This window comes from Streptomyces sp. NPDC048331 (assembly GCF_043201215.1).
Lineage (GTDB): Bacteria > Actinomycetota > Actinomycetes > Streptomycetales > Streptomycetaceae > Streptomyces.
The window spans coordinates 43,959-67,440 of the sequence record NZ_JBICYT010000037.1 but is presented as its reverse complement, the minus strand read 5'-3'; the positions used below and the strand labels follow the sequence as shown (position 1 = coordinate 67,440).

The window sequence follows — 23,482 nt, the reverse complement described above, 5'->3', positions numbered from 1 at the left end:
ACCGGCCCCCCGACCCGACCCACCACCGACACCGACCCGCCAAATCCCAGCCCCGCCGGCGATTGAGGCGCGGGGTCCGGGGCAGCGCCCCGGCACACGACCCGCACCGCCAAGCGCACCGCACCGCAGCGCAGCGCAGCGCACACCGCCGGGCGGAGCCGAGCCACACACCGCCGAGCACCCCGCAGGGGCCAGGCGGAGCCGAGCCACACACCGCCGAGCGCACCGCAGGGCACCCGCAGGGGCTACGCGTTCAAGTGACCCGTGTCGTTCCAGCGTTCCAGCGCCGGCGCGCCGTACGCCCAGCCCAGGACCGAGAGGGAGGTCGGCTCCAGCCGGATGCGGGCGCCGAAGGAGGCTTCGAAGCCGAGCCAGCGGGCGGCCAGCGTGCGCAGGATGTGGCCGTGCGCGAAGACCAGGACGTCGCGCTCCGCCGCACGCGCCCACGCCACGACCTCGTCCGCCCGCGCCGCGACGTCCGCCACGGACTCACCGCCCGGAACCCCGTCCCGCCAGATCAGCCAGCCCGGCCGCACCGCCTGGATCTCGGCCGGGGTCATGCCCTCGTACTCGCCGTAGTCCCATTCCATCAGCGCGTCCCACGGCTCGGCCCGCGCCCCGAAGCCCGCCAGGTCGCAGCTCTCGCTCGCGCGCACCAGCGGGCTGGTGCGGACCTCCACGCCCGGCAGGCCCCGCCACGGGTCCCGCGCCAGCCGCTCGCCGAGCAGCTTCGCGCCGAGTTTGCCCTCGTCCAGCATCGGCACGTCCGTGCGTCCGGTGTGCTTGCCGAGCTGGGACCACGCCGTCTGGCCGTGGCGGGCCAGCAGGATGCGGGGGGCCATGTGAATTCTCCCGGTCGAGTCGATTCCGTCCATCATCCAACAACCGGGCCGTGCCACCGCCCTCACCACCGGTTTCCGCGGTACGTCCACGATTGTCAGTGGCGGATGGGACACTTCCGCGGGTGAGCTCCTACCCGCCCAGCAGCCCCGCGCAGCCGACGACTCTGCGGCAGCGGCTCGCCGGTCTGCGCGGCCCCGCCGTGCCGCCCCGTCCGCTCGACGCCCGGGCACTGGCGGCCCTCGCCGCCAATCCCGGCTGTGGCAGACGCGCCCTGCTCGACGGCGCCGGTGTGGACAAGACCGCCCTGGCCTCGGCGCTCGGCTCGCCCGCCTCGTTCGGGCAGTCGCAGTTCGCCATAGTCCGCGGGAACTCCTTCGAGGCCAAGGTCAAGGGCGACGGCGGCGCCGAGCTGCTGCGGCTGGTCCACACGCATCTGACGCCCGCCGCCGAGCCGCCCGGGCCCGCCGCCCGCGTCCCCGATCTGACCGCCGCCGGGCCCGAGGGCCGCGCCGCGCGGACCGCGCTCGCGCTGCGCGAGGCGACCTCGGCGAAGGACTGGACGCTGCTGGACCATCCGATGCTGGCCCTGGAGGTGGCCGGCTCCCCGGCCTATCTGGAGCCCGACGCCGTGGTCGTCCACCCCGACGGCCGCTGGACCGTCGTGGAGATCAAGTCGTTCCCGATGATCGACGGCGCCGCCGACGCCGCGAAGGTGGGCGCCGCCGCCCGGCAGGCCGCCGTCTACGTGCTGGCCCTGGAGCGGACCGCCGCCAAACTGCCCGGCGCCGAGGTGGCGCACACCGTACTGCTGGTCTGCCCGAAGGACTTCTCCAACCTGCCCACCGCGGCCCCCGTCGACATCCGCCGCGAACGCTCCGTGACCCGCCGCCAGCTGGACCGGCTGACCCGCGTCGAGGAGCTGGCGGCCGCGCTGCCCGAGGGCCTCAGCTTCGATCCGGCGACCCGGACCGCCGAGGAGCTCGCCCGGGCCGTGTCCGCGGTCGACGCGGCCTACGCCCCCGAGTGCCTGGCCGCCTGTGAGCTGGCCTTCCACTGTCGTGACCGGGCCCGTTCCGCCGATCAGGTCACCGCGCTGGGCCGGTCGGTCCGGGGTGAGCTGGGCGCGTTGACCACCGTCGAGGCCGCCCTGGCGGCGGCCGCCGGCACGGGGAGCGCCGAGGATCCGACCGCCGCCGCGCTGCACCGGGCCGCCCGGTTGCGCGCCGAGGCCCTGGACCTGGCCGCCGCCCGTTCGCCGCACACCTCCCCGGAGACCCCCGCATGCCCCTGCTGAGCACCCTGGCCCGGCTGGAGGCCGTACGCGCGGGCCGCGCCCAGCCGCTCGCGACCGTACGGCACCGCCACCTGAGCGAGCGCCCGATGGTCCTCGTGCCGCTGACCACGGCCGGTGAGGCGGGTGCCCCGCTCGGCGCGATGGTGGGCACCGACCGGCACGAGCCGCGGCTGTTCGTGATACCGCAGCCGCGCGACCGCGACCGGCGCTGGGCCTTCCTGGCGGACCTGGCCGTGCAGGTGCTGGCCCACATCGACGCGTACGCGGACGCCGTGGAGCCGGCCGAGCGCAGCGAGACCGACCCGGAGACGGGCAAGCGGGTCAAGGTCGAGACCGAGCTGTGCGTGGACGCGCCGCAGCTGATCGTGCCGAGCCGGGCGGGCGTGGAGTACGTACGGCTGCTGGGGCGCTCGATGCGGTTCCGACGGACCGCCGAGGAGGATCCGGAGAATCCGTATCCGGCGCCTTCGCAGGTGCCGATGCTCGGGCGCTGGTTCACGCACCTCGCGGAGCGTTCGCGGGTGCCCGGCTCCTCGATGCTGCTGTCGGCCACGGATCTGCTGTCCCGGCACTGGGCCACCGGCCAGAGCAATCTGGAGGACCAGCACCTGGGCGCGCTGCTGGGCTGGATCGACCCGCCCGAGGGCCGGTCGGGTGCCGAGGAGGCCCTCCGGGCCGAGCTGGGTCGGGACAAGGACGGCCAACTGCTGTGCCCGCCCGCCGGTCCGTCCACCGATCCGGCCTTCGACAACAAGCTGCTGGCTCCGGCCGTCGCCCGGTACGACGCCGCGCGCACGGACCTGGCGGCCGGGCTGGGGGACGACGACCGTCACGTCCGGGCGGCCGAGCAGGAGGTGCGCCGGCTGGTCGCGTCCCAGCTGTCGAGCACGTGGTGGAAGACCTGGGAGGCGATCGACCTGCTGCGCACCCTGCCGCCGGGCGAGCGCGCGGAGGAGCGCTGGACGCGCGACCGCTGGTCGTACACGGGGCACCGGGACCGGGTGCGGGCGGGTGAGCCGCCGCAGCCGCGCCGCGACGACGCGGTGACGGCGGCCCAGAAGCTGGCCACGCGGGAGACCGAGCAGGTGCGGCTCGACGCCCAGGAGGCTTTGGACGACCCCCTGGTGATGGCGGGGCGGCGGCTGGCGGGGGAGGCTTTCGCGGGCGAGGTCACCGAGGTGGTGATGGAGTGGACGGAGTCGAAGCGGCCGAGTCCGCGCCCGCTGGTGACGGTGGTGACGGAGGACCGGCCGCAGCTCGCGGACGAGGGGGGCGCGGGCGGCGGGAAGGTGTTCCGTTCGCTGGACGGGCGTCCGCAGAGCGCGCAGTTCGTCCGCTTCGAGGGGGGTGGGCAGGTGGTGCTGCGGCTCCTCGACAAGATGGGCCGTGGCCGGGACCCCGAGCCGGGGTCCGTCCCGGAGAAGGGCGACCGGTTGTGCTGGACGCTCTTCGAGCACGACGCGCGCGGCGGCCCGAAGCTTCCGGAGCCCGAGCAGACCCCGTGGACGCACGGCGGTCCGCCGGGATCGGCGGGCGCCCTTCCCCTGCCCGACTCCGTGACCGACGAGGACCTGCTGTGACCACGACCGCTTCCTTCGACCCGGGTGCGGCGGCCGCCCGGGCGACCGCCGCGATCCTGGCCGACACCCTGCACGGGTCCGAGCGGGGCGTCGTCGTCGACTCCCCGCCCGGCGCCGGCAAGTCCACGCTGGTGGTCCGGGCGGCCCGGGAGCTGGCGGCGGCCGGCCGCCGGCTGATGGTGGTGGCGCAGACCAACGCGCAGGTCGACGACCTGGTGCTGCGTCTCGCCGACAAGGATCCGGAGCTGAAGGTCGGCCGGTTGCACAGCAGTGACGGGGACGCCTACGACCCGGCGCTGCGCGAGCTGCCGTCGGTCACCCTGTCGGCCAAGCCGAAGGATCTGGCGGAGCTGCCGATCACCATCTCCACGGCGGCCAAGTGGGCGTTCGTCAAGGATGTGGAGCCCTGGCAGCACGCGATCGTCGACGAGGCGTACCAGATGCGCTCGGACGCGCTGCTGGCCGTGGCCGGGCTGTTCGAGCGGGCGCTGTTCGTGGGCGACCCGGGGCAGTTGGACCCGTTCAGCGTGGTCGGCGCGGAGCAGTGGGCGGGCCTGTCCTACGACCCGTCGGCCTCGGCGGTGAGCACGCTGCTGGCGCACAATCCGCAGCTGCCGCAGCACCGGCTGCCGGTGTCGTGGCGGCTCCCGGCGTCGGCGGCGCCGCTGGTCTCCCGCGCCTTCTACCCGTACACGCAGTTCCGCAGCGGTACGGGCCCGGGCGAGCGGCGGCTGTCGTACGGGGTGCCCTCCGACGGGTCGGGCCCGGACCGGGTGCTGGACGAGGCGGCGGAGGCGGGCTGGGGCCTGTTGGAGCTGCCGGCGCGGCACACTCCGCGGACGGATCCGGAGGCGGTGCGGGCGGTGGCCCTGGTGGTCCGCCGGGCCTTGGACCGCGGGGCGGTGACCTCGGACGAGCAGTCCCCGGCGCCGAGCCCGTTGACGGCGGACCGGATCGCGGTGGGTACGGCTCACCGGGACCAGGCGGCGGCGGTCCGCGCGGCGTTGGCCTCGCTCGGGGTCACGGGGGTCACGGTGGACACCGCGAACCGGTTGCAGGGCCGCGAGTACGACCTCACGGTGGTCCTGCACCCGCTGTCGGGCCGCCCGGACGCGACGGCCTTCCACCTGGAGACGGGCCGGCTGTGCGTGCTGGCGTCCCGGCACCGGCACGCGTGCGTGGTGGTGGCCCGGGCCGGGATAGCGGAGTTGCTGGACGACCATCCCTCGACGGAGCCGGTCCAGTTGGGCGTGACGGTCAAGTTTCCGGATGGTTGGGAGGCGAACCACTCGGTCCTGGCGCACCTGGCGGAGCACCGGGTGTCCTGGCGGCCGTAGGGCGGATCCACGCGGCCCGATCACCGCCCCGTTGTGATCTTGGGGCGGATGGGGAACCAAGGACCCCCCGATCACATCCTTGAACATGTTCAAGTGATGGTGACCAGGGGGTTTCTCAGTGATGTCCGTACGACGCAAGCACCTCACGAGGTGGCTCGTGATCACCGGCGCGACGGCGGTACTCGCCGCCGGAGGCTGGTGGGCGTCCCTGGGGTGGGCCGCCTTCACCGGCACCATGGGCGTGCCGTGCGACCAGGCCGCCCGGTTCGTCCGCGCCGCCGAGCTGCCCACGGGGACGCACGACCGGAAGTGCACCACGGGCCAGTGGATGAGCGTCTCCTACGAGCTGGACTTCCGTGCGCCACGAGCGGAGACGGAGGCGTGGCTACGGGCCTCCTACCCCGACACGGAGATCTCCGAGGGATGCTCGGGCGCCGACGCGTGCGGGAGTCCGCAGCTGCCGGGCCGCACGCCCTTCAAGGACAGGAACGGCCGCCGGCTCGCGGACGGGGTGAACATCGAGCTCGACCACGAGGACGGGGACGTCACGCACGTACGGATCTCCGGATTCACCGTCTGAGGCCGGAACGGGGGATCCGACGGCTCAGGGCTTCCGGCGGGCGCCCAGTCGCTCACGGAGCACCTCGCCGACCTCGGCCAGGGTGCGCAGTTGTTCCGGCGTCAGCGCGTCGACGAGGTGGCGGCGTACGGACTCCACGTGGAGCGGGGCCGCCTCCGTGATCATGGTGACGCCGGCCGCGGTGAGGACCACCTCGGCACCCCGGCCGTCGCCGGCCACCTCCTCGCGGCGGACCGCACCGCGCTGCTCCATGCGGGTGAGCTGGTGGGACAGTCGGCTGCGGGACCAGCGCATGAGGTCGGCCAGCGCACTGATGCGCATACGGTGGCCGTCCGTGGAACCGAGCACCGAGAGGACGTCGTAGTCGGCCTCGGAGAGTCCGCTGTCCTGGTTGAGGTCGCGCGCGATCTCGGCGTTGACCAGCGGGAACATCCGCCGCCACGCGTACCAGGCGTCCTGTTCGGACTCGGTGAGCCAGCGGGGCCCGGGCTCCGGTGCGGGGGTCATGTCCGCCACTCTAGCCAGGTCGGTGACACATCACTTATCTGGTTGACACGTCACCCACACCCCGGCTTCCATAGGTGACACGTCAACAATCACCTCGATCGGAAGTACCCACCATGACCCGCCTGCACGTCATCTCCGCCGCCACCCGCCCCACCTCCGCCGGCCGCCCGCTCGCCCGCTGGGTCACCGAGCGGGCCCGCGAGCGGGGCGGCTTCGACGTCACCCCCGTCGACCTCGCCGAGATCGCCCTGCCCTTCCTCGACGAGCCCGAGTACGCCTCCACCGGCAACTACGCGCACCAGCACACCCGCGACTGGAGCGCCCTGGTCGACTCGGCCGACGCCTTCCTCTTCGTCCTGCCGATGTACAACGGCGGCTTCACGGCCCCCTTCAAGAACGCCATCGACTTCCTCTACAGCGAGTGGAAGGGCAAGCCGGTCGGCATCGTCAGCTACAGCGCCGGCCCCACGGGCGGCGCCCCGGCCGCCGAGATGCTGATGCCGGTCCTCACCCGCCTCGGCATGCTGCCCGCCGAGCGCTCCGTCGCGATCCCGGGCATCCCCAAGCTGCTCGGACCCGAGGGGTTCCAGGCCCCGGAGGCGCTCGCGGGCGAACTCGCCGGGGTCCTGGACGACGTGGCCGAACTGGCCGCGCGGCGCGCCGCCGAGGCCGTCACGGTGTGAGTGCCGTGACGCCGCCCTCGTAGCGGGCGGGGTGGCGAGGAGGCGTGCGACTGACGGCCGATCAGCGCGCTACCGCCCGACCGTCGCGGGATTCCGGCGCGGACATCGACGCCGGCCGATCACCCGTGCGACTCCCTCGCCACCGGGCCCGTCCCTCTGCTCGTGCGCCCCATCTCCCGTACGGGTGTTCCAGCCCGTCGCGCAGGGGTCTTGCGTGGCGTTGGACAATGGACGGTGGCCCGGAATCACTTCGCACGCGCAGCAGGAGGACACGCATGGCAGAGCCCGAGCGGACCGAGCGACGGCTGCGGCCGGCGCCTCTGCTCTTCGAGCCCTCGGAGGCCGTGGCGGACCCGGAGCACTTCTTCGACCTGGAGTCGATCGAGGACCCGCGGGAGCTGCTGACCCGTGCGACCGAGCTGACGCTGGCCTTCCGGGCCGCGCAGGAGCGGGCGGTGGAGTTCCAGGCCCTGGCGGCGGCCCAGCTGGCGGATCCCCGCCGCTTCGACCGGCTCTCGCCGGCGCTGATCGCCGAGCAGGCGGAGTGGACCGAGGACTACGCCCGCAAGATGATCGAATTCGGCGAGACCCTCCAGCGCGGCACCGGCACCGATCTCACGTGAGGCGCACGGGCGTGGACGCCGCCAGGTGCGGCGGCCGCGCCCACCGGCCGGGCCCGAGGCGCCCGCCGCACACGGCGGATCGCCGGTGCGCAAGATACTCCGGCGACACCCGCCCCGTCCTGCTTTTCGGTAACTCCGGGATACCACTTCGCTACGGCGGGTAGACAGTGGCATATGACGACGCTGACGAAGGCTCCCGGCTGCACCGCCCTTCACGCGCGCGGCGAGCGCACCCGCACCGCGCCCGCCGATCACGTCACCCCGCAGGGCGCCGCCTGGCTCGCCTCCGCGGCCGCCCACCCCCGACGCACCCTCGCGGTGTGGGAGGCGCGGCCCGGGCTGCCCGCCACGTTGCCGTGCGGGGATCCCTTCGACGTCGTCAACGTCCCGCTCGTCCTCGGGCGCCGCATCCTGGACCTTCTCTGGGCCGAGGGCCCCGGCACCGGGCCGGTCGCCGTGCACCGCGGCCGACTGCTGCTGTTCGCCGCGCCCGGCACCGCGCACCGGCTGCCCGCGCTGCTGGCGTGGGAGGAGCGGGGAGGCTCCCGTACCGCCCCGGCGCCGCTGTGCCACGGCCGCGGTGACGCCGTCACCGTGCCGCCGCTGGCCGCCACGCCCGGGCAGTCCCGGTGGCTCGTGGCCCCGGACGCGCGCGAGCCCTGGCTTCCCGGGCCCGAGGCCCTGCTCTGGGCCTTCGTACGGGCGGCCCGCACCCCCGCACCGACCGGACCTGGGGATATCGATTTTTCGTTCCGCGGATCCTCCTGCTAATGTCTCTCTCGTCACCAAGCGCCGCTAGCTCAGTTGGTTAGAGCAGCTGACTCTTAATCAGCGGGTCCGGGGTTCGAGTCCCTGGCGGCGCACAGCGAGGTAATCGCCTGACAAGGCCGTTCTTCCTTCGGGAAGGGCGGCCTTCGGCGTTCGTGGACTAGGTTGTACGGATCGCGCGCACCGACCGAGGAAGCACTCATGACTGGCAAGAGCGATCTGTGGGAGGCCCTGGCCGGCAAGTACGTGGCCACCCTCCTGGGCCTCGGCGTCCGGATCCGGTACACGCCCGGCGACGTGATCCTGCGCGAGCACGAGCCCTCGACGCACGCGATCCTGCTGCTGGAAGGCGTCGCCAAGGTCGCGGTCACCGCGGAGACCGGTCACGAGGTCATCCTGGGGCTCCGCGAAGGCCCTGACATCGTGGGCGAGATGGCGGCCCTGGACGGCCAACCGCGGTCCGCCTCGGTGATCGCGAAGACCGACGTCACGGCGAGCATCGTCACCGCCGATCAGCTCAACGGCTTCCTGAACGCGCACCCGGAAGTCCTGCGCACCCTGGTGCGCATCCTGACGGCCCGCCTCCGCCAGTCGGACCAGGCCCGTCTGGAGATGGCCTCCCGGACCGTCCTCCAGCGCATCGCGACCCAGCTCGTCACCCTCGCCGAGCCGCTCGACACCTCGGCGGAGGGCCCGGAGAGCCCGGACACCGCGTCGCCTGCCCTGCCCATCACCCAGGGCGAGCTGGCCGCGATGGTCGGGGCGTCCCGCGAGGCCGTCGCCAAAGCCCTGAACCTGCTGCGCCGCCAGGGCGTGGTCACGACCGGCCGCGGCCGGATCCGTGTCACCGACCTGCCGACCCTGCGACTGCTGGCGGCCGACAACAGCCAGTAGAACTGGTAATTTTCACACTCCTTCCATGTAGAACTGACAGTGTGTTAGCGTAGTCGTATGCACAAGCCCGTGCGCAAGACCTTCCTGGGCCTGGACATCGTGGGCTTCACTCGACCCGACCGCACCGACAGCGCCTGTCTGGCGATGCGACGGGTCCTGTACGACGCCCTCACGACCGGGCTCCAGAGGGCAGACATCCGACCCGCGGCCTGCGAGATGCTCGACCGCGGGGACGGCATCATGAGCCTCCTCGACGACGCCGTCGAACCCGGCCTCGTCCTCGACACCGTCGTACCCTCGCTGGTCGCCGCGCTCCGCCGCCACAACACGATGGCCGCACCCCACGAGCGGATCCAGCTGCGCGCCGTCCTGCACACGGGGGTGACGATCTCCGACGACCGCGGCCATGTCGGCAGGGACATCAGCCATGCCTTCCGACTTCTGGACGCTCCCGAGCTCCGGCTCGCCCTCTCCGACAGCCGCGCCGAACTCGTCCTGGCGGTGACCGATGCGGCATGGGACCGGCTCCGGCCGGACCGGCGCCGTCCGCCCGTCGGCCGATTCCGTCGCACCCTGCTCAGCACCAAGGAAGCCGCCGTCCGGGCCTGGGTCGCGATCGTGGCGCCCGACCTGCTTCCCGTCGGCTGACCGCACCCCGTTCTTCGATCGTTCCGCACGGCGGGTGTGCCGCGCACAGGTCGAGGAAGCGCGGGCCCCTCACCGCTCAGTCACGCCCCGAGACGAGGAGACGACGTCATGAACAACACCCCGCCCTGGCTCGAAGGTCGGCCCGGAGGCGAGCAGCCGGAGCCGCAGTCCGGCTGGCGGATGGCCTCACTGCCGGTACCCCTGCCGCGCAACGCGACGAAGGCCGTCGCGCACTACCGCGGCATGGCACCCGCCGGCCTCGCCGTCTACATCCCGTTCGGCGATGTGCACGGTGAGACCTTGTGGGCCCTCGTGATCGTGATCGCCATCCTGGTGGTGGCCGACATCGCCGTCACCTGGCGACGGGCCGCCCCCGCATGACACGTCGGCAGGTACGACGGAGGCCCCCACGCGGGTGGGGGCCTCCGTCGTTCTCCGGTGGTCACGTCGTGATCTTCACCGTGTACGCGCCGGACCGGGTACGGTCCGCCACCTCGATGGTGATCCGCTCCCCCGGCACGGTGTACGTCTCACCCACCTCCAGCGGCGCGTCCGCCAGCGGCGGGTACACCGAGCGGTCCCAACAGGCCTCCGTCGACGGGTGCGCGTCCAGCACCTCGATGGGGCCGCCGCCCGACGAGGCCTCGTTGCGCACCCGGTAGACCAGGACGCCCTCCGTGCAGATGTCCCCGTCGTTGCCGGCGGAGCCCCGCGCCTCGACGGCGATCGCGCTGCCCGGGCCCGTACGGATCACCGCGAGCCGGGTACCGCCCGTACCGCCGCCCGGCGGGGCCTGGGCCAACGGCTGCAGGGTGTGCATCGAGGAGCCCGTCTGCACGCAGTCCACCTGCGAGGGGTCCAGCCAGCCCAGCTTCCACTTGTGCCAGGCGAAGAGGTCCGGGGCCATGCCGAACTGGCTGCCCATGACGTCCCAGTCCCCGACGTACGTGTCCCAGTCGCCCTTGCCGTCCGTGGGCCGGTGGTAGAGGTCGGGCAGGTCGAAGACGTGCCCGGTCTCGTGGGCCAGGACGTTGCGGTCCGGCGGGTGGCGCTCGAAGACGGTGACGATCCGGCGCAGTTCCGTGCCGTCCGCGACGATCGGGTGCTCGAAGTTGACGACCTTCGTGGCGTCGGAGTCCACGCCGGGCGCGTCCGGGTCGGCGACGAAGTAGACGACGTCGTACTTGCGGAAGTCCACCTGGGCGTCGGCGGTGGCGACCGCGTCCCGCAGGTAGGACGCCCGGTCCGCGGCGGCCCAGTCCCGCTTTATCCCGTACGCGGTCGACGGCTTGGGCATCTGGATCCACTGCTTCTGCGGGTGCGGGGCCAGCCGGAACCGCCCGTACGAGGCCTGCTCGAAGAAGTCGCTGGTGGCGGGGAAGTAGTCGGAGACGATCTCCTCGGTCCTCAGGGCGCTGCGGTGGTCGGGGAAGGAGAGGAAGACCATCACCGCGTCGAGGGTGCGCTCCGGCTTGGGGTAGGCGCCGTTCCAGGTGTCCAGGCCGAGGGAGTGGTGCGCCGAGGTGCGGGTCAGCGCACAGGGTCCGGCTCCGGAGTCGGCCACCGCGGGGCCGGCGACGAGCGACATGGCGGCGAGTGCCGTCAGGGAGGTGAGCGCCGCGGCGGTACTTCGGAGGCGGGAACGTTCCACTCCCCCGGGTGTCTGCTGTCGCGCCACATCGACCTCCGGTGGTGGATTCGTACCTGTCCATCCACTTTGAGGCGATTGTCTTACTAATGCCCTGTTCCGCTGCCCCGCACGAGTGAGCAATACGGCAAGTCGGTGACCCCCCAACTTCACGCCTCTGCCTACAGAACGTCACGACCGATCACCTGAGATCAGCAGAAGCCCCCGCATGCTCACAGCCGCGCAGAAACGATCGACCGGTCTCGCGTCAGCGATCCGTCATCACGCCGAACCGAACCGTCTCAACCGGTGGCGCCGCTGGATAGGGCCTCCCGGCAGCCTCTATGATCGGCACACTTTCCTGCGCGGACACTCACGAACACTGCGGGAGCCAACGGTGAGCGGAACCTCAGAAGGAACCGGTTCGGCGGCCGACAGCATCCGATCGGCCATTACGGAGCGTCACACGACAGTGCCGGCAGTGCCGTCGGCATCGGCCACCCCGGCCACGCCGGCGTCGTCGTACCGCGCCGACTCCGACCTGCGCGACTACCGGGCCGCGTTCAACGCGGCCCACCTCGCCATGGCCGTCGTCGACCGCGAGGGCTACGTGGTCGCCGCCAACCAGGCCTTCGCCGGGCTGCTCGGCAGCGAACCGCACGCCCTCGTGCACCGGTCCGCCGCCGACCTGGTGGACCTGGCCGCCGAAGCCCGCACCTGGGCCGCCTACCAGGAGGTGCTGCGCGGCCGGCAGGCCCGACTGCGCTGCACCCGCCGCCTCAAGCATCCCGACGGGCACTCGCTCTGGACCGAGGTCACGCTCGGACCCGTCCCCGGCACCGGGGACGTCCTGCTGTCGGTGACCGACATCAGCGACCGCCGCGACCTCCAGGCCCGGCTGCGCCACCTGCAGATGCACGACCCGGTCACCCGCCTGCCCAACCGCGCGCTGTTCTTCGAGCGGCTCTCCGCCGCCCTGGAGGCCTCCTCGTACGAACACGGCGGCGGCACCGGCCGGATCGGGCTGTGCTACCTGGACCTCGACGGGTTCAAGGCGGTCAACGACACCCTCGGCCACCGGGTCGGCGACCGGCTGCTGACCGCCGTCGCCGCCCGCCTGACGCAGTGCGCCGACCAGTCCGGTTACGGCCGCACCGGTGGGCACCTGGTCGCGCGGCTCGGCGGCGACGAGTTCGCCCTGCTCGTCGAGGACTCCACCGGCACCGAACAACTCGCCGACCTGGCGCGGAGCGTACTGACCGCCGTACAGGAACCTTTCGACCTGGCCGGGCAGCGCCTGTCGGTCTCCGCCTCGATCGGGGTCGTGGAGCGGGCGACGGCCGGCACCTCGGCGACCGGGCTGATGCAGGCCGCCGACACGACCCTGTACTGGGCCAAGGCGGACGGCAAGGCCCGCTGGACGCTCTTCGACCCGGAACGCAACGCCCACCGCATGACCCGCCAGGCCCTCTCCTCGACGCTCCGACCGGCCGTGGAGCGCGGGGAGTTCGAGCTGGAGTACCAGCCGCTGGTGGACCTGGAGAGCGGATCCGTGCGGGGGGTCGAGGCCCTGGTGCGCTGGAACCACCCGCAATTCGGGACGCTTACGCCGAATCGGTTCATCGGGATCGCCGAGGAGGACGGGTCCATCGTCCAGTTGGGACAGTGGGTCCTGCGGACCGCCTGCCGGCAGGCCCGGCGCTGGCAGATCGAACAGCCCAGCGACGCCCCCGTCTTCGTGTCCGTCAACGTCGCCGTCCGCCAGGTCTGGGACTCCGACCTCGTCGGCGATGTCGCCGAGATCCTGGCCGAGACGGGCCTCGCCCCGCAGCTGCTGCAACTGGAGCTGACCGAGTCCGCGGTGATGGGCTCCGCCGGACGTCCCTTGCAGGCCCTCCAGGCGCTGAGCGACATGGGCGTACGGATCGCGATCGACGACTTCGGCACCGGCTACTCGAACCTCGCCTACCTCAGCAGGCTCCCTGTATCAGTTCTGAAACTGGACGGTTCCTTCGTCCGTGGATTCCGCTACGAGGAGGGCACGCACCCGAACCCGGCCGACGAGACCATCGTGGAGGCCCTGGTGCAGCTCGCGCACCGGCTCGGTCTGACGGTGACCGCGGAGTGCGTGGAGACCGCCGGCCAGGCGGCACGGCTGCGGCGCGTGGGCTGCGACACGGGTCAGGGCTGGCTCTACTCGCGGGCGGTGGCCCCGGAGCGGATCGCCGAGATGATCGGCACCCGACCGGGCGCGGAGCACCCCCGCTAGCCCTTCCACTTGGCTGTTCTCCACCTGTCCAGGGCCCCTTTCAGCGTTGGACAGGCCCTGCCTCCGTTGTGAGGATCTTCGGACAAGCGGTTCTTGACCGAGTTCCGTGATCAGCGATCCGTGGGGGACACCAACCATGAAGCTCACCCGTACCGCACTGGCCCTGACCGTCGGCGCCCTGGCCCCGGCCCTGCTGCTCGCCACCCCGGCCCTGGCAGCCGGCCAGGCCGGCGCCGCGCCCGCCAAGGCGACTGCGGTCACCGCCGGAGAGTCGCCGTACGACACCATGTCGGAGCACGACCTGCGCGTCGCCGTCGCCCGCATCCTGGGCACCAACCCGGGCAAGGCGGTGACGGCTGGGGCGAACAAGGCGCTCGACGGCACCGTCGAGGACCTGCGCAACTTCCTGAAGACGGGCTACGCCAACGCTCAGGACTCGGACAACCGGTTCGCCATCGCCAAGGTCCTGGGCACCAACCCCGGCAAGGCCGTCACCCGCGCGATCAACAAGGCCCTCGACGGCACGGCCGCCGACCGCGCCGCTTTCCTGGCCACCGGCCTGCGTCGCGCCCAGGCCGAGGACGACCGCGTCGCCATCGCCCGCATCCTGGGCCGCCCCGGCATCAGCGACGCGATGTACGCGGAGATCGCGCGGCTGCTGGACGGCGGTACTCCGGAGGAGCTCCGGTACTTCGTCGCGGTGGGCCAGTACCAGTTCTAGTTCCGACACCAGGAGGCCGGACCGCCCGTCGGCGGTCCGGCCTGATCCGAACGTCACGCCCTAGCCGTTCACGACCTTGTCGTACCGCAGGGCGACGTAGCCCGAGGCGGCGTGGCCGGCGATGCGGCCGTCGGTGCCGCCGCTCAGGTAGTCCTGGCCGCGCATCATGTCGTCGTTCGTGTTGGCCTCGTGGATGTACGAGAACTTGCCCGCGCCCTTGTCGATCCACTTCTCGAAGAGCACCACGTGCCCGTCCAGGGTGTTCAGCGCGTCACCGGGCTGCAGGTCGGACTTGGAGATGGTGGCGGCGACGCCCGGCAGGCTCTGCGTCGTGTAGCTGGTACCGGCGTGCCAGGCCATGGACACGAAGCCGGAGCAGTCGGTGCGGTAGGTGTGGTCGCCGTCCGGGTCGGAGGCGTAGGCGCTCTGGCTGTACGGGATGTCGCGGTTCAGCCAGTTCACGGCGCGGCTCATGATCTCGCTGCGCGCGATCTGCCCGCCCTTGGTCGAGGGGGTGGGGGTGGGCGGAGCCGGCGGCTGGTAGGTGCAGTCGTTGGCGAAGGCGGAGAGCAGGCTCTGGGTCCAGCCGCTCGCGTCGACCGGGTCGGTGGGGTGGTAGGCGATGTCGTCGCCCTTGCCGTCGGTGGGGTCGGCGTCGTGGTACCAGTACATCCCGCCGTTCGTGCGGCCGTAGTAGAGGCCGCCGCCGGGCGATACCAGGTTGTCGACCGCCGACCAGCCGGAACTCTTGAGCTGCGAACTCTCCCAGTCCCCGACGCCGTTGATCTGGTACGAGAGCAGTCGGCCGTCGGCGGTGCTCGCGACGAGGACGTCGTCGCCGGCCGCGGCGAGCGTCTTGAGGACGAAGCCCGTGTCGATGACCGCGTGCTTGGCGATGTGGGCGGGGCCGCTGGGCTTGGCCTGGGAGACGTTGTAGCGGTGGAGCTCGCCGGCGACCGTGCCGTAGAGGTGGCCGGCGCCGTCGTAGGTCAGCTTGTCGAAGGTCCAGCCGCTGTCCCAGATCTTGGTGACCCCGGCCAGCGCCAGGGCGCTGTCGTTGGTCTGGATGTCGACCCGGTACAGCTCGCCGGCCGTCGACGTCACGAGGACGGTGTTGAAGTTGAGGGTGGCCATCGCCTTGGGCGTGAAGCCGAGGTTCGCGCCGATCAGGGTCTTGACGCGGTCGCCGGTGTTGGGGGCTATCGCCGTGTAGGTGAGGCGTCCGTCCGGGAGGATTCCGTAGATCGACACGTTGCCCCCGCAGATCGCGGCGGCCTGGGCCGGGGCCGTCGAGCTGAGGGTGACCATGCCGAGGGTGGTGGCGGCGACGGCCAGGGTGGCGGCGAAGCGGCGCTTGCGGGACGACGAGGACATGGGTGTCTCCGGATTCTGGGCAGCCCTGACGTACGCGCGTCGGGCCGGGAAGGTGAGGGGGAAGGCGAGCGGGCGTGACTCGGGGGCCGCTCAGTACCAGTTGTTGTTCAGGAAGTGGTTCCAGGCGCCGCAGGGCGTGTCGTACCGGCCGTCGATGTAGGACAGGCCCCACTTGATCTGGGTGACCGGGTTGGTGCGCCAGTCGTCGCCGAAGGCGTCCATCTTGGAACCGGGCAGGGCCTGGGGGATGCCGTAGGCCGTCGAGTTCGGGTTGTCGGCCCAGTAGCGCCAGCCGCTCTCCTTGTCCCAGAGCTGCTCCAGGCAGTTCCACTGGGTGGTGCTGTTCCAGACGCCGCCGTCGTGCTTGTTCATCAGGTCGCGGCCGGCCGCCTTCACGGCGGGGATGTCCCTGCCGTCGAGCGGGTCCGCGGTGGTGGTGCAGCTGAAGGTCGCCGGCTGGGCGGAGAGGAGCTGCTGCGTCCAACCGCCGGTGTTGACGGGTGTGTCGTTGTGGTACGCGATGTCGGCGCCGGTGCCGTCGGCCGGGTCGGCGTCCTTGTACCAGTACATGGCGCCCGTGGTCTCGATCCGGCCGTAGTAGAGACCCCCACCGGGCGACACGACCTGGTCGAAGCCGGACCAGCCGGAGGTCTTGAGGTCGTCGCGGTCCCAGCTGCCGTCACTGTTGATCTTGTAGGAGTAGAGCGCGCCCGCCGAGGTGGTGGCGAGGAGGCGGTCGTCCCCGGCGGCCGTGAGGGTCTTCAGGACGAAGCCGGCCCCTATCTCCTTGCGCTGCCCGATGTGCGCCGCGCCGGTCGGCTTGGGTTGGGAGACCAGGTACTGGAGCAGGATCCCGCCCGCCGTGCCGTACAGGTGGCCGTGGCCGTCGTAGGTGAGCTTGTCGTGGGTCCAGCCGCTGTCGAAGAGCTTGACGGGCGGGCGTTCCAGGACGAGGGACTCGTTGTTGGTGAGGACGTCGAGGCGGTAGAGCGCCCCGGACGTCGAGGTCACCAGGATCGTGTTGAAGTTGAGGGTGGCCATCGCCTTGGGCTCGAACCCCAGGTCCGCGCCGACCCGCACCTTCTTCAGCGCCCCGGTGGCCGGGGTGATGGTGCTGAAGGTGAGCCGGCCGTCGGGGAGGACACCGTAGATCGAGGCCGTCCCGCCGCACGTGGTCGCGGCCTGTGCGGCCGGGGCGGTGGCGACGGACGCGAGGGTGAGCAGTCCGGCGCCGAGGACGGTGGAGAGGGCGGCGACCGCGCTCGTGCGGGCAGCCTGACGGAGGGTGGTGGTCACTGCGTTCTCCTGAGGAACGGTCACGGGAGCGGCCCGGCGGTGCGGTAGCCGTGCGCCCGCAGCGGGGCGCGGGCGCCGTCGAGGATGGCGCGGGCCTGGGCGAGGGCCGCGGCTTCGGAGGCGGCCCGCAGAAAGAGGTAGACGTGGACGCCGTCGGCGGCGGCTCTGGTCCGCAGGTGCTCCAGTCCGTGGGCCGCGGGCGTGTGGGCCCAGATCAGATCGGAGACGAGCGCGAGCACGCCCTCCTGGTCCGGATCGGTACGAGGCCCTGCGAGGGAGGCCCGGATGACGCGCACGCCGGCTAGTCCCAGTTGATGCTGTCCTCGACGGACGCGGGCGCCGTGTCCCCGTTGATGCTGTCCTCGGCGGAGGCGCTGACGTGGTGGCTGCCTGCGGAGGAGACCACCGGGACGGTGGCGACCGTAGCGGCGCAGAGGGCGGCGAGGACGGCGGCGGCAGCGGCAAGGCGGGCGGTGCGGGACATGGCTTCTCCCAGGGTCACGGGGCATCGGGCGATGCGTTCGGTGCGGTGTGCTGCGCGCTGATCCGGATCGTCCTTGCGGCTCTGGCCTGAGTCGGGGACCTTCGTCCCCGCCGTCCCGGTGGTCACCATGCTGCTGCCCCCGGACCCCGCGAAGAAGAGGTTCCGGCCGGCACCAACAGGCCTGGCACCTTGGTGACAGACTTCGCCTACGATCGCGATGGCCGCACTCGCCGATCGCGGCCCAACTACCGCCGGGGGGCTGGGAGATGCTGCAAGCTTTGGGGCTCGGGGCCGACGTGGAAGCCGTGTACCGGGGCATGCTGGCCGACCCGTCGGGAGGCGTCGCCGAACTCGGCGCCCGCCTCGGCATCACCGAGACCCAGGTCCGCGCGGGTCTGGACCGGCTCGTCGATCTCGACCTGCTCAGACCGTCCCGGGACTGCCCCGGCGCGCTGCGGGCGGTACGGCCCGAGCTGGGTCTGGAACTGCTGCTGCGCCGTCAGGAGGAGGAACTGGCCCGGCAGCAGCAGGAGCTGGCCCGCAGCAAGGCGGCAGCGGCACAGGTGGTCTCCGAGTTCGCGGAGCTCAGCCCGAACACCGAGGTCGACGGCGCGGAGCGGCTGGTGGGGATGGACGCCATCCAGAGCCGGTTGGAGCAGCTCGCCCACGGGCTGACCCGGGAGTGTCTGGCGATCCTGCCGGGCGGCGCGCTGTCGGAGGCGAGCCTGGAGTCCTCCCGACCGCTGGACCGACGGGCACTGGCTCGCGGCATCGAGATGCGCTCGGTGTACCAGGACAGCGCGCGCAACGATCCGACGACGCTGGCCTACGCCCGGTGGCTGACGGAGGAGGGCGGCCAGGTGCGGACCAGCCCGCTCCTGCCGCCGCGCCTGCTGATCTTCGACCGGGCGGTGGCGGTGGTCCCGATCGACCCCGCCCATTCCCGCCTGGGCGCCCTGTGCACGAGCGCGCCGGGCATCGTGGCTTCGCTGGTCACCCTGTTCGAGCAGACGTGGGACTCCGCCGTCCCGCTCGGAGCCGACCGCCCGCGCCCCAGCGACTCCCGGCCGACGGCGACCGAGTTGGAACTGCTCAAGCTGCTGGCGTCGGGGATGACCGACGAGGCGGCGGCCAAGCGGCTCGGGGTGTCGTTGCGCACCGTCCGGCGCCAGATGGCCGCCCTGATGGAACGCCTCCACGCGACGAGCCGCTTCGAGGCAGGCCTGAAGGCGGCGCAGCAGGGCTGGCTCTGAGAGGACGGCTCGCGCCCCGTTCGGTCAGCTGCCCGGAGCGGACAGGAATTCCTCGACGGCGGCGGCGAACCGGGCCGGGGCATCGTGGTGCACGACATGTCCGGCGGGCAGCTCCACGAGACGCGCCCGGCCGCCGGCACGACGGGTGATCATCTCCCTGGCGTGGGCGGCGGCCAGCTCATCGCTGCGCGTTCCACGGATCAGCAGGGTGGGGCACGCCACCGCCGTCCAGTCCTGCCAGTGGTCGCCGCCCAGCGCCTTCTGGGACGCCACGGTGTCGTCGACGTCGAACGAGAACCCCCAACCGCCCCCCGTGCGACGGAAGGAACACTCCAGATAGGCGGCGGCCGAACCCAGTGCGGCCACCAGATCCTGGCGCGACGGCACCGGGCGGGGCAGGCCCAGGGTGAACGACCAGTCGCAGTCCACCACCGCACCGATGTCCTCGACGATCAGCGCACTGACCCGATCCGGCTGCCGGGCGGCGTACTGGTAGGCGTTCACCCCGCCCAGCGAGTGGCCCAGCACCGGCACCGGGCCGATGTCCAGGTGCCGGTGGAAGGCGGCGACATCCGCGACGTAGTCGTCCCGCTCGTAGCCCTCGGCACGATCGGACTCGCCGTGCCCGCGCTGATCGAGCGCGATCACCCTCCAGCGCGGCGCCAGCGCCTCGGCCAAGGGTGCGAACGCCGACGCCTCGTTGTAGTGCCCGTGAAGAGCCAGAAGCGGCGTACCCGGACCACCGAAGTCCAGGTACGACAACCTCCGCCCGCCGACCGTGAAGAAGCCCCGCATACGGTTCAGAGGCTCCGGACGAACGCGCCGAAGGCCGTTGCCGTGACCGTGAAGACCGGCCCGCCGGGGTTCTTGGAGTCCCGGACGGCCACCCCACAGGGCTGTGCGGCCACCTCGACGCACTCGCCGCCGGTGGTTCCGCTGTACGAAGCCTTGCGCCAGGCGGCGGTGCCGAGCGGGACGCACTCGACGCACTCGCCTCCGGTGTTTCCGCTGTAGCTCGACTTACGCCACCGCGCGTTGGCCAGGTTCTGGTTGATGCCCATAACGTTCCTCCATTACGCGGACAATCAATGCCGCCGAAGCCTCCACGGAGAGAGCAGCGGCTTGCACGTGAGCGTAACGAAGCGTGGCTTCCTTGACCGTGTCAGGGCTGGCCGTCATGTGTCCGGAGATGAGGTCCTCCGAATAGACCATGTCCGGGTCATCGTCGAACCTCATCGCGGTGAACGAGCCAATGAGACTGGCGTGTTCACCGGCCGCAAACGGCAGCACCTGGATCCTCACCCAGCGCTTCTCGCGAAAGGCCAAGAGGTGGGCCAGCTGGTCGCGCATGACATCCACGCCGCCGATCGGTCGATACAACGCGGCCTCGTCGAGTACCACCCACACCATGGGCGGGTCCTCCCGGCCCAAGATCCTCTGACGGTCCAGCCGTGCGGCCAGCATGTCGTCCAACCCGTCCGGCAACCCAGTAGCGAGCACTGCGCGGGCGTAGTCGGCCGTCTGCAACAGCCCGTAGACCAACTGCGCTTGATACGTGGAGATGTAGGAGGCGCGAGCCTCCATTGCCGCGAACGGCTGGAACCACGTCGGCAACACGCTCCGGAGGACCAGCCCCACCAGGCGGGAGAACACGCCACCCGTGCCCAGCGCCGCGTCCACCCGCTCCGAGAAGTCCCGCGTCGGGACCCGTTTGCCGTTCTCGATCATGCCGATCAGGGAGCCCGTGCAGAAGATGATCGCGCCCAGCTGCGCCTGCTTCAGGCCCGCTTCCTCCCTCAACCGGCGCAGCTCGTAGCTGTAGTAGTCCAGCGGCGAGGCGCTGGGATCGATGTCGCGGGCCTGGACCAAGGGACGGTCACCCCCATGCAAGCGCGGGTCGGGGCCGGATTCGGCCTGCGGCCGAACGTAACGACTTCCTTACGCTCCGGGGTCGGAATCGTCAGATCCCGATCTCGACCGCCGGGTAGGCCTCGACGTAGTTGTCGCCGTCGGCGCCGTAGTAGGTGCAGGTCCGCGCACTCAGGTCGACCTCGTACCAGGCGACGCCGGCCTTCCAGCAGCCCCGCACGAACTCGGGGAACGAGGTCTCCCCCGCCTGGTCGGCCCGCAGCGCCGCGACGAGCGCCTCGCGGTCGAACGGCGCGACGTCGATCATGCCGGTGACCAGCGGCTCGCCCTGGACGGCGACCGGGCCGGCGTCGGTGAGGTACAGCATGGCGTTCGACGGCACGGCCATCCGGCAGCGGGTGACGCCGGCCTGGCGCAGGGCCTCGGCGAGGTAGGGGAAGCCGCCGACCTGGGGACGGACGGTCGCCGCGCGCTCCAGGGCGGCTTGCAGGGTGGTGATCGCGATGCTCATGGTTTCTCCTCGTATACTGACAACAGGTTTACGCACTGACATCATGCTGTCAATTGAAGGAGGTGGGGCGGCATGCCCGACGAGATGGCACTGCTGGTCGCGGACGTGTTCGAGGCGGCGGGACTGCTGCGCAGGTCCGGCGAGGCGATCGCCGCGACCGAGGGGCAGACGCAGGCCCGGTGGCAGCTGCTGAGCGTGGTCTCCGAGGAGCCGCTGACCGTGGCCCAGGCCGCCCGCCGCCTGGGGATCGCGCGCCAAGGGGTGCAGCGCGTCGCCAACGATCTCGTCCACGAGGACCTGGCCGCCTTCCGACCCAACCCCGACCACCGCGGCTCGCCACTCCTGGCCCTCACGCCCCACGGGCACCTCGTCCTGGAGAGGATCACGGTGCGCGCCGCCGATGTGCACCGCGAGCTGACCGCCGACATCCCCGGCGAGGAGATCGCCCGGGCACGCGCTCTGCTGCACCGCGTCATCGAGCAGGTGCACCGCCACGAGGCCGACGGACGGTCCCAGCCCGGGTAGGAACACCTCCGCCCCGCCCCCGGGAGAGTGGGGGCGGGGCGGAGGCGTCGCTCGGCGCGGGGTGGGGGGAGATCAGCAGGCGCCGAGGTCCTTCCAGACACCCCACTCACCCGTGGTGCCCGGGGTCTCGTTCTGCGTCCACCACTGGGCCTTGTACTTGCGGCCGTTGTGCGCGACCTCGTTACCGGCCGTGTAGATCGTGCCCGCGACGTACGCCGGGGTCGAGCCGCAGCCCGTGGTCGGCGGGGTGGTCGGAGGCGTCGTGGGCGGCGTGGTCGGCGGGGTGGTGGGCGGAGTGGTGGGCGGAGTGGTCGGAGGCGTGGTCGGCGGGACCGTGGTGCCACCGAGGGCGTCCGAGATCTGGTTCAGCAGCGTGGTGTTGTTGTCCAGGCCGAGCAGGGAGTACATCATCGCGCCGGCCAGGCCGCGCTGCTTGCCGTAGTCGACCCGGGCCTGGATGGACTTCTGGTTCAGGCCGGTGAAGAACTCGCCGTCCTTGTAGAAGTACGAGGCCTTGGCCTGGTCGTCCCAGAAGGTGGTCGCCGCGTTGTCGACGAGGCCGCCGAGCTCCTTGTAGTTGGCGATACCGGCCTGCTGGCTCGTGGGCCGGGCACCGGAGGCGCCGGTCGCGGACTGGGCGAGGCCGTTGTTCGCCCCGGCGGGGACGCCCTTCCAGCCGCGGTAGTAGAACTCGTAGCCCAGCGTCAGCTTGTTGGCGGGGAAGCCGCCGGTGATGCCGTAGGCCGGGTTGCCGTCGATCCAGGAGTCGATGGCGTTGTCGATGCTGTACTTCTGGGTGCCCGGCGCGATCGGGTCGGTCGGGTCGGTCGCCGGGGAGTACAGCGGGGACTGGTGGTAGGTCGGGCCGTCGCCGTCCCAGGCGCCGTGCATGTCGTACGTCATGATGTTCGCGTAGTCGAGGTACGCGCCGATCTTGTCCGTCTCGATGTACTTGATCTTGTCCTGGCCGGCCGGGAGCGCCGAGGTCAGCATGTACTTCTTGCCGCCGTTGGCCTGGCCGTAGGCGTCGAGCTGCTCGCGGAACTCCTTGAGCAGGAGCGTGAAGTTCTGCTTGTCCTCGGGGGCGTAGTGGTTGCCGAGGTGGCCGCCGGAGGAGCCCGGGTACTCCCAGTCGATGTCGATGCCGTCGAAGATGCCGGCCGCGACGCCCTGGCCGCCGTACCCGCCCTCGACCGGGAGGTTGCCCTTGATGTACTGGTCGATGCAGGAGGAGACCAGCTTCTTGCGGGAGGCGTCGGTCTTGGCCGCGTCGCTGAAGTACTTGGAGTAGGTCCAACCACCGAGCGAGATGTTGATCTTCAGGTGGGGGTACTTGGCCTTCAGCTGCTTGAACTGGTTGAAGACGCCGACGATCGGCTGGTCCCACTTGTCGGCGACCCCGCTGACGCTGTCGGCGGCGCTGAAGGACTTCTGGTAGTCGGCGTACGAGTCGCCCGCGCCGTCACCGGCGTTGGGGTTGTTGTCGTCGCCCGCCGCCTTGTTCGCCTCGAAACAGGTGAGGTTGGTGGGGTGGATGTTGCCGAACGAGTAGTTGATGACATCCAACTTGCCCGCTATGCCACGGGTGTCGAGGTGCTTGGGGTAGAAGGCGTTGCCGTACACGCTCCACTGGTCGTAGTAGGCGATACGGACGCCGCCCGCCGCGGCGCCGGCCGAGGCGTCGGCGGCCTGGGCGGTGCCGAGTCCCGCGAAGGAGGCCAGCGCTCCGGCGGCCAGCGCGGCCGTGGCGGCGGCAGCGAGGAGTGGTTTACGGATGTGCATGAGCTGTCTCCGTG

Annotated in this window: 25 protein-coding genes, 1 tRNA gene and 1 pseudogene; 15 read left to right on the top strand and 12 right to left on the bottom strand. The window is 71.6% G+C overall.

Annotated features, from left to right (window positions below):
- Positions 1-245: 245 nt before the first annotated feature.
- A complete protein-coding gene (locus ACGFYY_RS34605; RefSeq protein WP_393715558.1) occupies positions 246-842 on the bottom strand; it encodes a histidine phosphatase family protein in 597 nt (198 codons plus the stop codon).
- Between the two features lie 122 nt (positions 843-964).
- Here ACGFYY_RS34605 and ACGFYY_RS34600 point away from each other — a divergent pair, with 122 nt between their 5' ends.
- The 4 genes from ACGFYY_RS34600 (at position 965) to ACGFYY_RS34585 (ending at position 5,634) form a co-directional block, all read left to right on the top strand.
- Positions 965-2,137 carry a hypothetical protein gene (locus ACGFYY_RS34600; protein WP_365274375.1) on the top strand — a complete coding sequence of 391 codons (1,173 nt, stop codon included), beginning with the start codon at positions 965-967 and terminating at the stop codon, positions 2,135-2,137.
- The gene (locus ACGFYY_RS34595; protein WP_393715555.1) at positions 2,125-3,717 is read left to right on the top strand and encodes a hypothetical protein; all 1,593 of its coding nucleotides are present in this window, start codon (positions 2,125-2,127) and stop codon (positions 3,715-3,717) included. The genes ACGFYY_RS34600 and ACGFYY_RS34595 overlap by 13 nt, the downstream gene beginning before the upstream one ends.
- The gene (locus tag ACGFYY_RS34590) at positions 3,714-5,054 is read left to right on the top strand and encodes an AAA domain-containing protein (protein ID WP_365274380.1); all 1,341 of its coding nucleotides are present in this window, start codon (positions 3,714-3,716) and stop codon (positions 5,052-5,054) included. Before ACGFYY_RS34595 ends, ACGFYY_RS34590 begins: the two co-directional genes overlap by 4 nt.
- 121 nt (positions 5,055-5,175) lie before the next feature.
- A complete protein-coding gene (locus ACGFYY_RS34585) occupies positions 5,176-5,634 on the top strand; it encodes a hypothetical protein (protein WP_393715553.1) in 459 nt (152 codons plus the stop codon).
- A gap of 24 nt (positions 5,635-5,658) precedes the next feature.
- On the opposite strand, the gene ACGFYY_RS34580 is transcribed toward ACGFYY_RS34585, so the two are convergent.
- On the bottom strand, positions 5,659-6,141 hold the full coding sequence (locus tag ACGFYY_RS34580; RefSeq protein WP_393715551.1) for a MarR family winged helix-turn-helix transcriptional regulator: 483 nt from the start codon (positions 6,139-6,141) through the stop codon (positions 5,659-5,661).
- Positions 6,142-6,254: 113 nt separating this feature from the next.
- Here ACGFYY_RS34580 and ACGFYY_RS34575 point away from each other — a divergent pair, with 113 nt between their 5' ends.
- The 7 genes and pseudogenes from ACGFYY_RS34575 (at position 6,255) to ACGFYY_RS34545 (ending at position 10,138) form a co-directional block, all read left to right on the top strand.
- Complete coding sequence (locus tag ACGFYY_RS34575; protein WP_393715549.1) at positions 6,255-6,824, top strand: NADPH-dependent FMN reductase; 570 nt, start codon at positions 6,255-6,257, stop codon at positions 6,822-6,824.
- Positions 6,825-7,099: 275 nt separating this feature from the next.
- Positions 7,100-7,447, top strand: coding sequence for a hypothetical protein (locus ACGFYY_RS34570; protein ID WP_109782391.1), 348 nt, complete (start codon positions 7,100-7,102; stop codon positions 7,445-7,447).
- A 174-nt stretch (positions 7,448-7,621) separates the two neighbouring features.
- Positions 7,622-8,246: pseudogene (locus ACGFYY_RS34565) on the top strand (bifunctional DNA primase/polymerase).
- A tRNA-Lys gene (locus ACGFYY_RS34560) sits at positions 8,237-8,310 on the top strand. The pseudogene ACGFYY_RS34565 and the gene ACGFYY_RS34560 overlap by 10 nt, the downstream one beginning before the upstream one ends.
- 106 nt (positions 8,311-8,416) lie before the next feature.
- Positions 8,417-9,109 (top strand): Crp/Fnr family transcriptional regulator, encoded by a 693-nt coding sequence (locus ACGFYY_RS34555; RefSeq protein WP_393715546.1) that lies wholly within the window; start codon positions 8,417-8,419, stop codon positions 9,107-9,109.
- A gap of 57 nt (positions 9,110-9,166) precedes the next feature.
- Positions 9,167-9,757, top strand: a complete 591-nt coding sequence (locus tag ACGFYY_RS34550) for a hypothetical protein (RefSeq protein WP_393715544.1) — start codon at positions 9,167-9,169, stop codon at positions 9,755-9,757.
- A gap of 108 nt (positions 9,758-9,865) precedes the next feature.
- Positions 9,866-10,138: a hypothetical protein gene (locus tag ACGFYY_RS34545; protein WP_393715542.1), complete on the top strand. Its 273-nt coding sequence runs from the start codon at positions 9,866-9,868 to the stop codon at positions 10,136-10,138.
- 61 nt (positions 10,139-10,199) lie between these two features.
- Here ACGFYY_RS34545 and ACGFYY_RS34540 read toward each other — a convergent pair whose 3' ends face one another.
- Positions 10,200-11,435, bottom strand: a complete 1,236-nt coding sequence (locus ACGFYY_RS34540) for a M6 family metalloprotease domain-containing protein (RefSeq protein ID WP_393715540.1) — start codon at positions 11,433-11,435, stop codon at positions 10,200-10,202.
- A 346-nt stretch (positions 11,436-11,781) separates the two neighbouring features.
- On the opposite strand from ACGFYY_RS34540, the gene ACGFYY_RS34535 reads away from it, so the two are divergent.
- Positions 11,782-13,653: a putative bifunctional diguanylate cyclase/phosphodiesterase gene (locus ACGFYY_RS34535; protein ID WP_393715538.1), complete on the top strand. Its 1,872-nt coding sequence runs from the start codon at positions 11,782-11,784 to the stop codon at positions 13,651-13,653.
- Positions 13,654-13,789: 136 nt separating this feature from the next.
- Positions 13,790-14,374, top strand: coding sequence for an ALF repeat-containing protein (locus ACGFYY_RS34530; protein WP_393715536.1), 585 nt, complete (start codon positions 13,790-13,792; stop codon positions 14,372-14,374).
- Between the two features lie 60 nt (positions 14,375-14,434).
- On the opposite strand, the gene ACGFYY_RS34525 is transcribed toward ACGFYY_RS34530, so the two are convergent.
- The 4 genes from ACGFYY_RS34525 to ACGFYY_RS34510 all read right to left on the bottom strand — a co-directional run bounded on the left by ACGFYY_RS34525 (position 14,435) and on the right by ACGFYY_RS34510 (position 17,528).
- Positions 14,435-15,748: a tachylectin-related carbohydrate-binding protein gene (locus tag ACGFYY_RS34525; RefSeq protein WP_393715534.1), complete on the bottom strand. Its 1,314-nt coding sequence runs from the start codon at positions 15,746-15,748 to the stop codon at positions 14,435-14,437.
- Positions 15,749-15,838: 90 nt separating this feature from the next.
- Positions 15,839-17,044, bottom strand: a complete 1,206-nt coding sequence (locus ACGFYY_RS34520) for a peptidase S1 and S6 (protein ID WP_393715532.1) — start codon at positions 17,042-17,044, stop codon at positions 15,839-15,841.
- 20 nt (positions 17,045-17,064) lie between these two features.
- Positions 17,065-17,340, bottom strand: coding sequence for a hypothetical protein (locus ACGFYY_RS34515; RefSeq protein ID WP_030771259.1), 276 nt, complete (start codon positions 17,338-17,340; stop codon positions 17,065-17,067).
- Positions 17,341-17,345: 5 nt separating this feature from the next.
- Positions 17,346-17,528, bottom strand: coding sequence for a hypothetical protein (locus ACGFYY_RS34510; protein WP_393715530.1), 183 nt, complete (start codon positions 17,526-17,528; stop codon positions 17,346-17,348).
- A 266-nt stretch (positions 17,529-17,794) separates the two neighbouring features.
- Between ACGFYY_RS34510 and ACGFYY_RS34505 the strand changes: the two genes are divergently transcribed.
- Positions 17,795-18,781, top strand: coding sequence for a helix-turn-helix domain-containing protein (locus tag ACGFYY_RS34505; protein ID WP_393715528.1), 987 nt, complete (start codon positions 17,795-17,797; stop codon positions 18,779-18,781).
- Positions 18,782-18,805: 24 nt separating this feature from the next.
- Here the strand turns inward: ACGFYY_RS34505 and ACGFYY_RS34500 are convergent, their stop codons facing one another.
- The 4 genes from ACGFYY_RS34500 to ACGFYY_RS34485 form a co-directional block, all read right to left on the bottom strand.
- Complete coding sequence (locus ACGFYY_RS34500) at positions 18,806-19,576, bottom strand: alpha/beta fold hydrolase (protein ID WP_393715526.1); 771 nt, start codon at positions 19,574-19,576, stop codon at positions 18,806-18,808.
- A gap of 5 nt (positions 19,577-19,581) precedes the next feature.
- Positions 19,582-19,842, bottom strand: coding sequence for a DUF397 domain-containing protein (locus ACGFYY_RS34495; protein ID WP_393715524.1), 261 nt, complete (start codon positions 19,840-19,842; stop codon positions 19,582-19,584).
- The gene (locus tag ACGFYY_RS34490; RefSeq protein ID WP_393715522.1) at positions 19,802-20,650 is read right to left on the bottom strand and encodes a helix-turn-helix transcriptional regulator; all 849 of its coding nucleotides are present in this window, start codon (positions 20,648-20,650) and stop codon (positions 19,802-19,804) included. The genes ACGFYY_RS34495 and ACGFYY_RS34490 overlap by 41 nt, the downstream gene beginning before the upstream one ends.
- 91 nt (positions 20,651-20,741) lie before the next feature.
- Entirely contained in the window at positions 20,742-21,161 is a 420-nt protein-coding gene (locus tag ACGFYY_RS34485; protein WP_393715520.1) for a DUF1398 domain-containing protein, read from the bottom strand.
- A 72-nt stretch (positions 21,162-21,233) separates the two neighbouring features.
- Here ACGFYY_RS34485 and ACGFYY_RS34480 point away from each other — a divergent pair, with 72 nt between their 5' ends.
- The gene (locus ACGFYY_RS34480; RefSeq protein WP_393715518.1) at positions 21,234-21,686 is read left to right on the top strand and encodes a MarR family winged helix-turn-helix transcriptional regulator; all 453 of its coding nucleotides are present in this window, start codon (positions 21,234-21,236) and stop codon (positions 21,684-21,686) included.
- A 72-nt stretch (positions 21,687-21,758) separates the two neighbouring features.
- On the opposite strand, the gene ACGFYY_RS34475 is transcribed toward ACGFYY_RS34480, so the two are convergent.
- Positions 21,759-23,468: a glycosyl hydrolase family 18 protein gene (locus ACGFYY_RS34475; RefSeq protein ID WP_393715516.1), complete on the bottom strand. Its 1,710-nt coding sequence runs from the start codon at positions 23,466-23,468 to the stop codon at positions 21,759-21,761.
- Between the last annotated feature and the right edge of the window lie 14 nt (positions 23,469-23,482).